The sequence below is a fragment of the Kitasatospora sp. NPDC002543 genome, assembly GCF_053594915.1.
Genome location: NZ_JBSFWR010000011.1, coordinates 38,688 through 53,181, shown reverse-complemented (window position 1 = coordinate 53,181; position 14,494 = coordinate 38,688). Strand labels below are relative to the sequence as shown.

General features: G+C 75.0%; 13 protein-coding genes. 4 read left to right on the top strand and 9 right to left on the bottom strand.

Features of this window, described 5'->3' with window-relative positions:
• Positions 1–53 precede the first annotated feature (53 nt).
• Together ACWD4P_RS07725 and ACWD4P_RS07720 are read right to left on the bottom strand one after the other, a co-directional pair.
• Entirely contained in the window at positions 54–395 is a 342-nt protein-coding gene (locus tag ACWD4P_RS07725; RefSeq protein ID WP_449778929.1) for a nuclear transport factor 2 family protein, read from the bottom strand.
• A 20-nt stretch (positions 396–415) separates the two neighbouring features.
• Positions 416–1,159 (bottom strand): SOS response-associated peptidase, encoded by a 744-nt coding sequence (locus tag ACWD4P_RS07720; protein WP_359831472.1) that lies wholly within the window; start codon positions 1,157–1,159, stop codon positions 416–418.
• A 144-nt stretch (positions 1,160–1,303) separates the two neighbouring features.
• On the opposite strand from ACWD4P_RS07720, the gene ACWD4P_RS07715 reads away from it, so the two are divergent.
• Both ACWD4P_RS07715 and ACWD4P_RS07710 read left to right on the top strand, forming a co-directional pair.
• Positions 1,304–2,383, top strand: coding sequence for an alpha/beta hydrolase family protein (locus ACWD4P_RS07715; RefSeq protein WP_449778961.1), 1,080 nt, complete (start codon positions 1,304–1,306; stop codon positions 2,381–2,383).
• A complete protein-coding gene (locus ACWD4P_RS07710; RefSeq protein WP_449778928.1) occupies positions 2,380–3,552 on the top strand; it encodes a saccharopine dehydrogenase family protein in 1,173 nt (390 codons plus the stop codon). Before ACWD4P_RS07715 ends, ACWD4P_RS07710 begins: the two co-directional genes overlap by 4 nt.
• A gap of 35 nt (positions 3,553–3,587) precedes the next feature.
• Here ACWD4P_RS07710 and sigJ read toward each other — a convergent pair whose 3' ends face one another.
• Positions 3,588–4,538, bottom strand: coding sequence for an RNA polymerase sigma factor SigJ (gene sigJ / locus ACWD4P_RS07705; protein ID WP_449778927.1), 951 nt, complete (start codon positions 4,536–4,538; stop codon positions 3,588–3,590).
• Positions 4,539–4,627: 89 nt separating this feature from the next.
• Here sigJ and ACWD4P_RS07700 point away from each other — a divergent pair, with 89 nt between their 5' ends.
• A complete protein-coding gene (locus tag ACWD4P_RS07700; protein WP_449778926.1) occupies positions 4,628–5,107 on the top strand; it encodes a hypothetical protein in 480 nt (159 codons plus the stop codon).
• A gap of 28 nt (positions 5,108–5,135) precedes the next feature.
• Here the strand turns inward: ACWD4P_RS07700 and ACWD4P_RS07695 are convergent, their stop codons facing one another.
• The 6 genes from ACWD4P_RS07695 to ACWD4P_RS07670 form a co-directional block, all read right to left on the bottom strand.
• Positions 5,136–5,573 (bottom strand): hypothetical protein, encoded by a 438-nt coding sequence (locus ACWD4P_RS07695; protein WP_449778925.1) that lies wholly within the window; start codon positions 5,571–5,573, stop codon positions 5,136–5,138.
• Positions 5,574–6,075: 502 nt separating this feature from the next.
• The gene (locus ACWD4P_RS07690; RefSeq protein ID WP_449778924.1) at positions 6,076–8,130 is read right to left on the bottom strand and encodes an alpha-galactosidase; all 2,055 of its coding nucleotides are present in this window, start codon (positions 8,128–8,130) and stop codon (positions 6,076–6,078) included.
• A 116-nt stretch (positions 8,131–8,246) separates the two neighbouring features.
• Positions 8,247–10,643, bottom strand: a complete 2,397-nt coding sequence (locus ACWD4P_RS07685; protein WP_449778923.1) for an RICIN domain-containing protein — start codon at positions 10,641–10,643, stop codon at positions 8,247–8,249.
• Between the two features lie 267 nt (positions 10,644–10,910).
• A complete protein-coding gene (locus ACWD4P_RS07680; RefSeq protein ID WP_449778922.1) occupies positions 10,911–11,477 on the bottom strand; it encodes a rhodanese-like domain-containing protein in 567 nt (188 codons plus the stop codon).
• A 141-nt stretch (positions 11,478–11,618) separates the two neighbouring features.
• On the bottom strand, positions 11,619–12,368 hold the full coding sequence (locus ACWD4P_RS07675; RefSeq protein WP_449778921.1) for a sulfite exporter TauE/SafE family protein: 750 nt from the start codon (positions 12,366–12,368) through the stop codon (positions 11,619–11,621).
• Positions 12,365–12,748, bottom strand: a complete 384-nt coding sequence (locus tag ACWD4P_RS07670; protein WP_449778920.1) for a rhodanese-like domain-containing protein — start codon at positions 12,746–12,748, stop codon at positions 12,365–12,367. The genes ACWD4P_RS07675 and ACWD4P_RS07670 overlap by 4 nt, the downstream gene beginning before the upstream one ends.
• Positions 12,749–13,063: 315 nt before the next feature.
• Here ACWD4P_RS07670 and ACWD4P_RS07665 point away from each other — a divergent pair, with 315 nt between their 5' ends.
• Positions 13,064–14,440, top strand: coding sequence for an MBL fold metallo-hydrolase (locus tag ACWD4P_RS07665; RefSeq protein WP_449778919.1), 1,377 nt, complete (start codon positions 13,064–13,066; stop codon positions 14,438–14,440).
• Positions 14,441–14,494 lie beyond the last annotated feature (54 nt).

The window sequence follows — 14,494 nt, the reverse complement described above, 5'->3', positions numbered from 1 at the left end:
CCCGTGACCGACCGCGGCATCGCCGCCCCTGACCGGCCGGGGGACCGGAGTCCCTAGGAGATCCGTCCGCCGAAGAAGACCTGCACCTCCCGGATCAGCCCGTCCCGCACCGTGATCGCCTCGACGTTGCGGTAGCGCTCGCCGGTGGTCAGCTCGTACTCGTAGTGGACGAAGACGAGTTCCCCGTCGGCGGGGGTGACGTGCAGCAGCCGTTGCTCCGTGAAGCGGTCGGCGGTGGGGAAGCACCGGGCGAAGAACGCCTCCTTGCCGATGCGGTCGTCCTGGGGACTGGTGAAGGTGAAGTCCTCGGCGTACAGCGGCAGGGCGGCCGCCCGGTCCTGCGACCGGTAGCAGCGGAACGCCGTCTCGACGACGCTCGCGGGGGTGCCGTTCATGTGCTCTCCGGGGTTCGGGCTCAGTCCGCCAGACCCAGTGGGTCCGGTGCGGGGCCGAGCAGTTCGGGGCCGTTGTTGCGGACGCTGTTGACGGTGGTGGGGACGGCGCGGACGCGCAGGGCGCCGTCGGCGGGGCGGCGCAGCAGGTGGTGGAGTTCGGCGGGGTCGGTGTGGGCGGGGGAGAGCCAGGTGGGGAGGTCGTCCGGGGCGATGGTGAGGGGCATCCGGTCGTGGACGCGGCCGGCGGAGTCGGTGGCGTCGGTGGTGATGACGGTGGCGGTGGCCAGCCAGGCGAGCGGGTCGTCCTCGGGGCGGGTGCGGTCGCGCCAGAACTCGTAGAGCCCGGCCATCAGCATCACACCGCCGGTGCTGAGGAAGTACGGCTGCTTGTACTTCTTGTGCTCGGCGGTGGCGGGGACCTCGCGCCACTCGAAGTAGCCGTCGGCGGGGATCACGCAGCGGCGGGCGGTGAAGGCCTTGCGGAAGGCGGGCTTGGTGTCGACGGTCTCCGAGCGGGCGTTGATCATGCGGGCACCGCCGGACGGGTCCTTGGCCCAGGACGGGACCAGGCCCCAGCGCAGCGGCCGCAGTTGACGCAGCAGCTCGCCGGTCTCGTGGTCGAGGCGCTCCAGGACGGCCGGGACCGGGTCGGTCGGGGCGACGTTCCAGCTCGGCGCGAAGGTCTCGGCCGGGTCCCACCGGAGCTCTCCGAGCAGTGAGACGAGGTCCTGGGGCGTGGTGGTGGAGACGAAACGGCCGCACATGCCCCCAGCCTCGCACGCCGCACCGACAACAGGGGTCGGCGCGTCCACCGGTACCCGGGTCGGGATCTCCGGTATGACGATCATCCAAGTTCTTTCATATCTGCTACGGTCGTTTTCAGAACGAACGATTGGTGAGTGAGCGATATGAGGATCTTCGGCAGGCCCCGCCGCCGACTCTGGGTGCCGCTGCTGGCCGTGGCCGTCCTGCTGGCCGGCGCGGGCGGCTGGGTGGTGTACCAGAACGAGTACGACCTCAGGGAGGAGCGGGTCGTCGTCACCGGCGGCAAACAGCCGCTCCAGGGCGTGCTGGCCCGTCCCACCGGCGGCCGCGGCCCGTACGGACTCGTGGTCTTCGTCCACGGCGACGGGCCCACGGACGCCACCCACGACACTTTTTACCGGCCGCTCTGGGAGGCCATGGCGAAGGCCGGGTACGCCACCCTCTCCTGGGACAAGCCAGGCGTGAACAACGCCCCCGGCAACTGGCTGGACCAGAGCATCCAGGACCGCGCCGACGAGACCCTCGCCGCGATCCGCTGGGCCAAGTCCCAGGCCGGCATCGACCCGGACCGGATCGGGCTCTGGGGCGCCAGCCAGGCCGGCTGGGTGATGCCAAGGGCGGCCCGGCAGTCCCCGGACGTCAGGTTCCTGATCGCCGTCGCACCCGCCGTCAACTGGCTCCAGCAGGGCCGCTACAACCTGCTCGCCGAACTCCGGGAACGGCACGCCTCGCCCGAGGAGACCGCGGCCGCCGTCGCCCGCAGCGACCGCGACCTGGCCGCCCTGAAGGCGAGTTCGACCTTCGAGCAGTACCGCGCCGCCGGCGGCGACACCGAGGGGCTGACCCCCGAACGGTGGGCGTTCAACAAGCGCAACCATTCCTCCGACGCCACCGAGGACCTCGCCGCCCTCCGGGTTCCGGTGCAACTGGTCCTCGGCGGCCGGGACGTCAACGTCGACAGCGACGACACCGAGGCCGGCTACCGCCGCCTGGTCACCGCCCCCGGCCTGCTGCGGGTCCTGCGCTTCCCGGACTCCACCCACAACATGGTGCCCAAGGACGTCGAGGACTCCGAGCTGCGCAGCACCCTCCTGGCCGTGGCCGCACCCCGCTCGCTGTTCACCCCCGGCTACCTCGACGGCATGCGCGACTTCCTGGCCTCGCTGGACCACCGCTCCCCGACCACCGCTCACCCGACCACCGGAAGGGCTGACCCGCGATGAGACTGCTCGCCCTCGGCGGCGCCGGCGCGATGGGCCGGGTCGCCGCCCGGGTCGCGGCCGCCCTGCCCGGTGTCCACGAACTGGTGGTCGCCGACCGCGACCTCCACGCCGCCCGCCGCGCCGCCGCCCTGCTCGCCGCCGGCTCACCGGTGCCCGTGCGCGCGAGCCGGGTCGACGTCACGGACGGACGGGAGCTGCACGCCGCCCTCGCCGAGGCTGACGCCGTGCTCAACACCGTCGGCCCGTACTACCGGCACGGCCCGGACGTGCTGCGCGCCGCGATCCGCACCGGCACCCACTACCTGGACATCTGCGACGACTGGGAACCCACCGTCGCGATGCTGGAGCTGGACGGCGAGGCCCGCGCCGCCGGGGTGCGCGCCCTGCTCGGGATGGGCGCCAGCCCCGGCGTCAGCAACCTGCTCGCCGCCCGCGCCGCCGCCCGCCTGGACACCCTGACCGACGTGCACACCGCCTGGCCGGTCGACGTCGGCCCCCAGCCCGACACCTCCCTCCGGGACGCCGCCGGCACGGTCTCCGCCGCCGCCGTGCACTGGATGCAGCAGCTCAGCGGCACCGTCGCGGTGGTCGAGGCCGGCCGGCCGGTCCGCCGGCCGCCGCTGCGCCCGGTCGCCCTCGACCTGCCCGGCGGTCACCGCGGCACCGCCTACACCGTCGGCCACCCGGAGCCCGTCACCCTGCACCGCAGCCTGCGGCCCGGCGGCGACGCGGCCTGCCTGATGGTGGTGTCCGCCGGCACCGCCGCCTACCTGGACGTCCTGCGCGAGGACCTCGACGCCGGGCGGCTGACCAACGAGAGCGCCGCCGCCGACCTCGACCGCCCCACCGTGCGCCGCACCCTGCGCGCCGCCGCCCGCGCCCCCCGGCTGCGCGGCCCGGGCACCCTCCCGCCGTTCTTCGCCGCCGCCACCGGGACCCGGGACGGCCGCCCGGCCGCGGTCCTGGTCCGGCTGGACGGCGCGGACCGGCTGCTCGCGGACATGGCGGAGGCCACCGGGGTCCCGGCGGGGCTGGGGCTGGCCCAGCTGCTGGACGGCACGGTGCGCCCGGCGGGGGTGCACCCACCGGAGGCCGTGGTCGACACCGAGCGGTTCTTCGCCGACCTCGCGCGCGCGTGCCCCGGGGTGGAGGTGGTGGAGGAGCTGTAGGAACGGCGGCCCGGGGCGTGCGCGGCACGGGGGTTTCAGGACGTGTCGCCCGCCGTCCACGGGCGCAGCTTCTCCGGGTTGCGGACCGCCCAGATGCGGGTGATCCGGCCCTGGGAGAGTTCGAACGCCGCCACGGTCGCGGTGCGTCCGCCGCTCCGGGCGACCAGGCCGGGGCGGCCGTTGACGGAGCGCTCCAGGAGCGTCAGCCCGGGCGCCCGCTCCGCGAAGTGGACCAGGTACCGGGCGATCCGCTCGCCGCCCACCACCGGCCGCAGGGCGGCGCCGGCCAGCCCGCCGCCGTCGGCGGTCATCGTGGCGTCGGGGGCGAGCAGGCCCACCAGGGCCGCGATGTCCCGGGCCTGCCACGCCTCCTTGAAGCCCCGCACCAGGGCGGCCCGCTCGCCCGCCGGCACCGCCGGGGCCCCGGCGGCCCCGACCCGGCGGCGCGCCGAGGCGGCCAGCTGCCGGCAGGCCGCCGGGGTCCGGCCGACGATCCCGGCGATCTCGGGGAACGGGTAGCGGAAGACGTCGTGCAGGACGAACGCCACCCGCTCGGCCGGGGTCATCGTCTCCAGGACGACCAGGAGGGCCATGTCCACCGACTCGTCCAGGGTGACCCACTCCGCCGGGTCGGCCGGCCCGCCGCGGCCGGCCCACTGCGTACGGTCGGGCAGCGGCTCTGGCAGCCACTCACCCACGTAGCGCTCCCGCCGCACCCGCGCCGAACCGAGCAGGTCGAGGCAGATCCGGCCGGTCACCGTGGACAGCCAGGCGCCCGGGGAGGCGACGGCCGCCCGCCGCGGCCCGGACAGCGCGTACCAGCGGGCGTACGCCTCCTGCACCGCGTCCTCGGCCTCGGCCAGCGAACCGAGCAGCCGGTACGCGAGGTTGACCAGCTGCCGCCGCTCGCCGAGGACCACGCCCGGGTCCGGCGCGGCCGCGCCGCCCGCGGCCGGGGCCGCCACCCGCGTCTGCTCGTCCGTCATGGAGCCTCGCCTCACACTTCGCCGCGCTGTGTCGTCGGATCACCGGACACTACCGATCAACCGCCGCGAGGCAGAAGAGGAGACCACCCATGGCGATCGGAACGACCGCGGGGACGACCGGGACGGCGGAGACCGGAGCGCGCACCCGCGCCTTCCTCAGGGTCTCCGTGGTGCTCCAGACCGTCGCGGTCCTCTTCCAGGCGGCCACGGCCGGCCTGCTGCTCTCCACCTCCTACGGCGAGACGCTGCACGGCGTCGGCGCGCGGGTGATGTACGGGGCGTCGATGCTCTACCTGCTCGCAGCCGTGCTGGCCTGGCGGCCCGGGGGCGGCTCGCTCCGACCGGTCCTGCACGCCTCCGGCTTCCTGGTGCTGGCCTCGGCGCAGGTGGTCCTCGGCATCGCGCACGTGCCGTCGGTCCACGTCCCGCTGGGCGTGGTGATCTTCGGCCTGAGCGTGGCGGTGCTGGTCCGGATGCCGGCCGCCCGCTCTGTGCGCCGGACGGCCGGCACGGGAGCCCGCCCCGCTTCCGCCCGGAGCGAGCGGGGTGAGCGGGGCGGCGCGGTTTGACGGTGCGGCACGGACGGGCTGGGCGGGGTCAGCAGGCCACGGTGGTCGAGACGGTCGAGGTCGATGGGGCCCAGCCCGGCTGGCTCACGCTGAACGCGGCCGTCACGTGGGTGCCGCAGGGCACGGTGGCGGTGAGGGTGCCGACGCTGGTCTCGCTCGCTGTCACCAGGACGGTCGCGCTGAGGTTGCTGACGTTCGGGGCGCCGATCCCGGTGCCCGACAGCGTGAAGCCGATCTGCTGGGCCTGCCAGGTCGCCGGGCTGGTCGGGGTGGCGAGCCCGCTCAGGTACACCTGGTTGCCGGAGACTCTGACACAGGCCCGCAGTGACAGGTGGCCGGGCGCGCCCGGCGAGCCGCAGACCGGGCCGGTCGGCTCCGTCGCGGGCTGGGCGGCGAGAGCACTCGGGCTGCCGGTCAGGGCCAGCAGGGCAGCGGCGCCGGCCAGCACGGTGGCAACACGTTTCATGGGTTCCTCCTGGGTCTGCTGCCCTCGGCGATCACCGAGGGAGGGTGTGAGGTGTCACACCTCACACCCCACGCCTCGCAGCATAGGCAGGCGGGTGGAGCGGGGCCAGGGGTCCGGGCGGGGAGGCCGGTGCCCGACCCGGAATGGCGCGAACGGCCTGTCATGGCCGGTCCGGAACCGAACTCGCCCGGGGCGCACGGTGATCAGTGTGTCCATGGCGCGACGTCCCGGGAGGGTGCCCGCACCCGGGCCCCCGGGCCCCCGGGCCCCCGGGCCCCCCCGGGACCGACGGTGCCGACCGGCGCCGTCCCTCGCCGGGGTCCGGCCGAGGTGTCCGCGAAACCCACATGTCGGGCGCATCGACCGGGAGACTCACGGACGGCGGCCGTTCTCTCGTGCTTCGTGACTCGACACCTCGAAGCGCGGAGAACGGCCGCCTCCGCTGTCTCGGGAAGAACCGCAGATCAGCGGGTCGGGTGACCCGTGAGGTCGAACGCGAGGCTCAGGACCCGAGGGTCCAGCGCTGGCCGGTGGCCGGGCGGGTGGTGACGGGGGTTCCGGCGGTGCCGGCGCCCGCGTCGAGGGCGAGGCCGGTGGCGACGTTGGTGACGGTGACGGAGCCCGTGGCCTGGTCCTGGGTCAGCTTCCACTCCTGCCAGGGGTTGCCGGGCGACGGGTCCAGCAGGTAGGCGCTGTAGCCGGACGAGTTCCCGGCGGAGAGCACGGTGTGGCGGTGGGTGGCGGTGTCGCAGCCGTCGCTGATCCGGACGGTGCCGTCCGGGTTGCTGGTGAAGGTCCACCGCTGCGCCGGGTCACCCGGGCGCACGGCCTCCAGGTCGGTGATCGAGCCGAGCGGCGCGGTGCAGGAGCCGAGCAGGGACAGCGCGAGGCCGCCGCTGCTCAGGGAGTGGTACGCGCCGTCGTCGACCACGCCGGAAGGCCCGCCGGTGCCCTGCTTGGCGAGCCGGTAGAGGGCCGCGCCGTGCGGCGGGAGGGAGGCGCTGATCGGGCCGGTGATGGTCGAACCCGCCCCCGTCCACAGCTCCTTGGCCTGGTAGCCGGATCCGCCGAGGCCGAGTTCGGCGAGGCTGGTGGCGACGGTGCGGCCGGCCGACGGGTCCTGGTTGACCAGCAGCACGGCGGTGTCGCCGTTGGCGAGCTGCCGCTTGAGGACCACCGGGGCGTGCCCGTCGGCCGGCTTGGCGCCGACCAGGGTGGCGGGCTTCGCCAGGCCGTCCTGGTCGACGGCGATGACGTCCTTGTTCTTGAGGATCGCCAGGCTGGTGTCGCTGATCCCGGTGGACCAGGTGTAGCCGCGGTCGCTGTGCTGGGACTGCGCCGCGGTGCGCAGGTCGGCCCCGGAGATCAGCGGCGCGGCGAGCATGGCGAGGACGGAGGCCTCCGTCCTCGACTCGTCGTCGGTGAACGGCTTGTGGCAGACGCACGTGTCGGTGGTGCCCCACAGGCCGTAGACGTCCTGCCAGCCGGTGAACATCATGTCGAGGTCGTTCCAGCTGCCCGGGCGGACGTTGCCGGGGTACTGCAGCGCGGTCTGCAACTGCCCGTTCCAGAGCACCCCGTCGAGTTCGCTGTCCCGGTCCCCGCCGATCCGGCACAGGTTGGCGACCTGGCCGCACCAGACGCCGGTGGGCGCGTACCCGGGGGCGTGGAAGGGCGGCGTCCCGGCGGTCTGGACCACCGGGTCGGTGCGGGCCGGGTCGTCGGCGGCGAGCAGGTACGGCAGACCGGTGTGGACGGGCTGGGCCGAGACGCTGAGGGTGACCTTCGGCCGGCCCTGGGCGGCGGAGGCGGCGTCCAGGGCGCGCTGGAAGGTCTGCACCCGGGCGTAGACGGAGCGGGTCAGCTCCTTGCCCTCGCCCTGCGTCCCGTAGTCGTGCCCGTCCGGGCCGGTGATCGCCGGGCCGTACGGGCAGTCGTCGTACTTGACGAAGTCGACGCCCCAGGAGACGAAGTCGGCCGCGTCGGTGGACTCGTGGCCGAGGCTGCCGGGGTGCATCTGGCAGGTGAGGTAGGTGTCGGTGGCGTACAGACCGAACTTCATGCCCTTGCTGTGCGCGTACTGGGCCAGGTACGCGATGCCGTTGACGGTGTGCCCGCCCACGGTCTGCGACGGGAAGTGGTCGGGGCGCGGGATCAGGTGGCCGGAGGTCGGGTCGGCGCCGGTGCCGTCGGTGCCGCTGACCGGGTTCCCGGCGGCGTCGTACAGCTGCAGGCCGCCGTCGGCGTTGCGGACCAGGTCGGTGCTCTGGCCGTCGCGGTGCCAGAGCGACCAGCCGTCGTCGATGGTGACGGTGTCGTACCCGGCCGCCACCAGGCCGTTGGCGGCCATGAAGTCGATGGTCTGGACGACCTGCTCCTGGGTGACCTCGGTGCCGAGGGAGTTCCAGGAGTTCCAGCCCATCGGCGGGGTCAGGGCGTTGCCGTTGCCGAGCGCGGCGGCCGGGGCGGCCGTGGTGAGGCCGGCGGCTCCGAGTCCGGCGGTGGCGAGGGCGAGGGAGAGCAGGGATGCCGCGAGACGGCGGCGGGTTCGGCGCATGTGCGCCCTCCTGGGGGTGGTGGGGGATGTGACGACACGTCAGGAAGCCTCGTGGGAGAGGGGAGTGCGGCCGGCCGGGGTGGGGCCCGGCCGGCCGCGGTGGTGCGGTGTGGGGGTCAGTCGGTGACGGCGACGGTCGCGGAGCGGCCGGGCGCCAGGGTCACGGTGGTGAGGGTGTGGGTCGTGCCGTCGACGGTCGCGGTCCGGGCCTCGCGCGGCTCGCCGTCGACGGTGAGGGCGGCGTGCGCCCCGGGGAAGCGGGCCTCCCAACTGATGGGCTCGGTACCGGTGTTGGTGACGGTGCTGCGCCGCGCGCCGTCGTGCCGGACGGTCACCGCGCCGCCGCCCACCGGGATGCCCGCGACCTGGAGCCAGCCCATCGAGGCGGGCAGCCGCGGGGTGGTGGCGAGCGCGTGGCCGGCGGCGTCCGGGGCGACGCCGAGCAGGCCCTGGACGGTCTGGGAGAGCAGGGTGAACGGCACCTCGGGGTAGTCGCCGTTCAGCATCGCGCCGCTGGTGTGCGGCTCGCCGGTGCTCTCGTAGACGTGCCGCATCCACTTCCAGGCGGTGGTGGGGTCGTGGCCGGCGAAGAAGGCGTCCGGCAGGTAGGTGTAGGCCTCCAGGTTGGCCGAGCGCTCAGGGCCGGAGTCGGCGGCGTCGATGGCGGCGAGCTGGCCGTCCAGGCGCGGGCCCGGGTCGAGCAGCCGCTTGACCGGCATCAGCACGCTCGCCTCGTAGCCCCAGCCGGTGACCGGCTTGCCGGCGGTGTCGTAGCCGTGGACGATCTCGCCCGGCTGCGAACCGTCGACGCTCCAGGTGGAGTTGACGTATGCGTGCAGTCGGTCGGCGGCCGTCCGGTAGTCGGCGGCGGAGGCGGCGTCGCCCCGGGCGTCGGCCAGTACGGCGGCGGCGAGGTAGGCCTGGTACTGGGAGCCGACCGCGTCCCCGGCCTCGGCGTAGGTGCGGGTGGCGTTCTCGGCGTAGCTGGCGGTGCCGGCGAAGATGGAGCGGCTGGTGGCCTGGGGGATCGGCACCCCGCCGTTGTCGACCGGGCCGGGGCGGGCGGTGATGAACGGGCCGAGGGTGTTGCGGACGTACCGGCCCAGGCCCGGGTCCTCGGCGTAGTCGCGGTCGCCGGTCCAGCGGTAGGCCTCGCCGGCCTGCTGGACGAGCTCGAACGGCGCGGGCAGCTCGCGGACGAAGCGGTCGGGGCCGCGGTAGTCGATGGCCAGCGGGTTGCGGGCGTCGAAGTCGAGCGCCCAGACCGGGTAGAGCTTGTTGACCTCGGTGGCGGAGGCGGCGAAGCCGCGCAGCATGGTCTTGTTCTCGGCGTCCAGGCCGAGCAGGTGGGCGCCGACCAGCTGGTGGGCGAAGTCACGGCTGTAGAAGCCGGAGCGGAACGGGTAGCCGGCCCAGTAGGTGGCGTCGTAGGTGGTGGTGCCGGTGCCGCCGGGGTGGTTCTCGTCCTGGTCCAGCACGCCGGTGGAACCGGCCTGCTGCACCCAGCTGTTGGCCTTGGTCTTGGCCCAGTCGAAGAGCGCGACGAGCTCGGGGTCGGAGGAGTCGGCGACCGGGTCGTTGGGGGCGGACGGCGCGACGGCGGCGTCGTCCACGTTGACCCAGCCGGTCGGGGAGGACCCGATGGTGAGGGTCAGCCGGTCGCCGGGGGCGACCGCGATCCGGGGCAGGGTGTACTTCGCGTAGGTGGACTGCTCGGGCAGCGGGAGGGAGCGGACCCGGGCGCCGTTGACGCTCACCGAGAGGCTGCCGCCGGCGCCGCCGGTCGCGATCCAGGCGGACAGGTCGTAGGAGCCCGCGGTGACGGCGGTCACCTGCTGGCTCACCGCGTACCCGGGGCCGGCGTCGAGGTAGGCGAGGCGGGCGCCGCCGTGCGGGTTGTTGCCGGCGGTCCCGGTGTGGGCGGTGAAGGTCCAGCCGCCGGCGCCGTTGCCCTGCTCGAAGCCGGGGTCGGCGAGCACCAGCGGTTCGGTGCGGGTGAGCGTCCAGCGGTGGGCGGGGCGGCGGTCGCAGTGGCGGTCCGCCGGGGCCGGGTCGGCGGTCAGACAGCCGCCGGTGGCGCGGGTGGTGAGCGTGTAGGTGCCCTGCGGCGCGCGGGAGACGGTGAAGCGCTCGGCGGCGGGGTCGCTGCCGCAGTCGGCGGTGGCCGGGCGCCGGCCGGGGCCGTCGAGGGTGAGGCAGCGGCCGCTGGCCGCGTTGACCAGCAGGTAGTCGGTGCCGCTGCGGCGCAGCTGCCAGCGCTGGCTGAGCAGCCGCCCGCAGGCCGCGCCGACCACCGGGGTGCCGGCGGCGGGCTCGGCGTACCGCGGGCCGAGGCAGGAGCCGTCCAGGGCGGAGCCGAGCCGGTAGGCGCCGCCGTCGACGAGCGCCGTTCCGGCGGTGGCCGGGGCCGGGGCCGGGGCGGCGGCGAGGGCCTGGCCGGCGAGGACCGCGTGGGTGGTGAGGACGGCCAGGAGGGCGAGACCGGCGGGTAAGGCGCGGGGGCGGGGCGGCATGGCGGAGCTACCTCCGGTCGGTGGGTGGGGCTGGGGGATGTCGGGCGGGGTTTGAACGTTCAAATGCGGCTGTGGCAGGCTATGGTGAGTCGCATGTGATGGGTGACATTTCACATGGTGAAACCCGGGCTCGTCAACGGGTCGTGCGGTGACGGCTTCCGGGAGGGTTCCGGGAGGCGGCCGGGAGAAGCGGTGAAGGCCCCCGCCCGACGGGGGTGGGCGGGGGCCTTCACGGACGAGGTGCCGGCTCGGCCGGGGGCGCCGGGCTCAGCGCCGCAGGGCCGCCAGCGTGTCGTCCAGGCTCGGGGCGCCCGGGCGGGGCCGGTTGTACGGGAGCTTGGAGAGCATCGAGCCCATCGCGCAGGTGTTGGACAGCGCGGAGAAGGCCAGCCCGCCGCCGACGGCGGCGGAGAGCCAGCGGGCGCCCGGCAGCGCGAGGTCGACCAGCACGCCGGCCAGCACCAGCGAACCGGCCACCAGGCGGACCTGGCGGTCCAGCGCCCACACCCGGCGGGCGCCGGCCACCTGCTCCAGCGGCCGTCCGGCGCCGGCCCAGGCGTTGGTGCCGCCGGTCAGGGTGAGGGTCGGGATGCCGGCCTCGGCCAGCCGGCCGCAGGCGTTGGCGGCGCGCGGCCCGGCGGCGCAGACCACGGCGATCTCGCCCTGTCCGGCGGTCTGGCGCAGTGCGGGCAGGGCGCGGTCGAGCTGGTCGAGCGGGACGTTCAGCGCGCCGGGGATGTGCCCGGCGGCGTACTCGCCGGGGGAGCGGACGTCGATGAGGGTGAGCTGCCCGAGGCGGGGCTGGAGCTGCTCGACGGTCAGCGGCGTGGTCATGGGGTACGGGTCCTCTCGGGTGGGGCGATCAGTGGGGGAGGGGAGTCGGGGGTGCTTCGCGATCGGCTCGGCGTGCCGGCCGGGCGTGGTGATCGGCGTGGTGGGCGGCGGCTGCGCGGGGCGCGCGGCTCGGTGCGGCGGTCAGCTCAGCGTGGTGACGAGCATCAGGGCGGCGACGGCGAGCAGGGCGATGGCGAAGGCCTTCCGGAGGGTGCTGCCGCTGAGCTTGTCGGCCAGCCGCTTGCCGTCCCAGGCGCCGAGGATCGCGGCCCCGGTGAAGGGCGCGGCCACGGCCCAGTCGATGGCGCCGGTCGCGCCGAGGCGGGGCAGCAGGGCGGCCAGCGAGTTGGCGGTGATGACCAGCAGGCTGGTGCCGACGGCCTCGGCCATGGTGAAGGCGAGCACCGAGACGAGGGCGGGGACGGCGAGGAAGCCGCCGCCCACGCCGAGCAGGCCGGTGACGGCGCCGAGCCCGGCGCCGGCCGCCGTGGAGCGGCCCGGTCCTGTGGCGGAACGTTCCTGCGCCTGCGGCTTGGGCGGCATCAGCATCCGCCAGGCCGCGAGCGCCGCCAGCACCGCGAAGGCGCCGGTGAGCAGCGCGCCCGGTACGTGCGCCGACAGCGCCCCGGCGGCCATCGCGGCGGGTAGTCCGGCGGCGGCGAACAGCGCGCCGGTGCGCCAGCGGACCCGGCCCGCCCGGGCGTGGGCGAGCAGCCCGGTCAGCGAGGTCGCGGCGACGATCACCAGGCTGGCGGTGGTGGCCAGCGCCGGAGTGAAGCCCAGCAGGTAGACCAGCGCGGGGACGGCGAGCATGCTGCCACCGCCGCCCAGTCCGCCGAGGGCCAGGCCGACCACCGCGCCGGCGGCGAGCGCCAGGAGCAGGGTGGTCATATGACGTGCCCGGTGCCACCGCCGGGCGCGGCGACCGGAAGCCCGGCCAGCGCCCAGGCGTTCATGCCGCCGATCACGTTCAGCGCCTCGACGCCGCGCTGCGCCAGCAGTTCCGCCGCTCGCTGGGAGCGGTGGCCGGAGCGGCAGATGGCCAGCACGGTGCGCCCGGTGGCCCCGTCCGGCAGCGGGACGCCGGCGACCAGGGCGATCAGCGGCTGGTGCAGTGCGCCGGGGGCGTGCCCGGCGGTGAACTCGGCGGCCTCCCGGACGTCGAGCAGGACGGCGGCGCCGGTGCGGGCGAGCTCCTGGGCCTCGGCGGGGGTGGTCCGCCCGGGGGCGCCGGGGCCGTGGGGCCCGTGGGCGTGCGGCGGCAAAGGCATGTGGTGTCTCCAGTGGTGCGGACCGGACGGTGGTGTCCGGCGGATCGGGGGCGGCGCGGGCGCTCGTACGGGCTCGATGGCCCGGAACGGCGGCCTGACCGGCGCGTTCTCGGCCCCGCCCGTCCCGGTTCGGTGCCCGGTGCGGTGGCGGCGGCTGTCCCCCTCGATCTCCACCATAGTACCCCGGGGGGTATTATCGAAATCGTTCGGCATACCCCCGCCCGTATCGGCCTCCGTGGCCGTATGCTCGTAAATATACCGAGGGGGGTATCACGATGGCGCTGTGGCGCCCGACGTCGCCCAGGAGGGTTCCCCGTGTACTTCGCCCAGTTCTACCTCGACTGCCTCTCCCAGGCCTCGTACCTGATCGCCGACGAGCGCACCGGCCGTGCCGTCGTCGTCGACCCGCGCCGTGACGTGGACGAGTACGTCGCCGACGCCGCGGCCCGCGGGTTCACCGTCGAGGCGGTCGTCAACACCCACTTCCACGCCGACTTCCTGGCGGGCCACCTCGAGCTGGCGGACCGCACCGGTGCCTGGATCGGGTACGGGCAGCGGGCGGAGACCGACTACCCCATCCGCAAGCTCGCCGACGGCGAACGGATCGAACTCGGCGACGTCACCCTGGAGATCATGGAGACCCCCGGGCACACCCCCGAGTCGATCAGCATCCTGGTCTTCGAGCAGCCCGACGACACCGTCCCGTACGGCGTGCTCACCGGCGACGCCCTGTTCATCGGCGACGTCGGCCGCCCCGACCTGCTCGCCTCCGCCGGCGTCACCGCCGAGGAACTCGGCACCATGCTCTACGACAGCGTGCACCGCAAGCTGATGGGCCTGCCCGACGAGACCCTGGTCTTCCCGGCCCACGGCGCCGGCTCCGCCTGCGGCAAGAACCTCTCCACCGACCGCCAGTCCACCATCGGCCGCGAGCGCGCCACCAACTACGCCTGCGCCCCGATGGACGAGGCGACCTTCGTGGCCCTGGTCACCGAAGGCCAGCCCACCGCGCCCGGCTACTTCGGCTACGACGCGGACCTCAACCGGCGCGAGCGCGAACTCTTCGACCCGGCCGCCGTCCGCGCCCTGACCGGCGCCGAGTTCCTGCGCCTGCGGGCCGGGGGCGCCCTGGTGGTGGACGGCCGCGACCCGGCCGCCTTCGCCGCCGGACACCTCGCCGAGTCGCTCAATGTCCCCGCCGACGGCCGCTTCGCCGAGCAGTCCGGCACCGTCCTCGAGCCCGACCGCGACCTGCTGGTCATCGCCCCCGAGGAGCGCGGCCCGGAACTCGTCACCCGCCTGGCCCGGATCGGCTTCGACAAGGTCGCCGGCCACCTCGCCGACCCGGAGGACGTCTTCGTCGCCCACCCCGAGCTGATGCGCCAGGGCGCCCGCCTCACCGTCCACGCCCTGCGCGCCGAACTCGCCGGCGCCCGGCCCCCGCTGGTCGTCGACGTCCGCGGCGCCGGCGAACGCGAGAACGGCGCCATCCCCGGCTCCCTCCACCTCCCGCTCGCCGAACTCCCCACCCGCCACGGCGAACTGCCCACCGACCGCCCCGTCGTCCTCCACTGTGCCGGCGGCAGCCGCTCCTCCATCGCCGCCAGCCTCCTGCGCCACCACGGCCACCCGCACACCTACGACCTCATCGGCGGCTACGGCGCCTGGGAGGCCGCCCCGGAGGAGGCCTGACCCCACCCGCACGGCCCGGCCCGGCGGCCGGCACCCACGTGCCGCGGGGCCCGG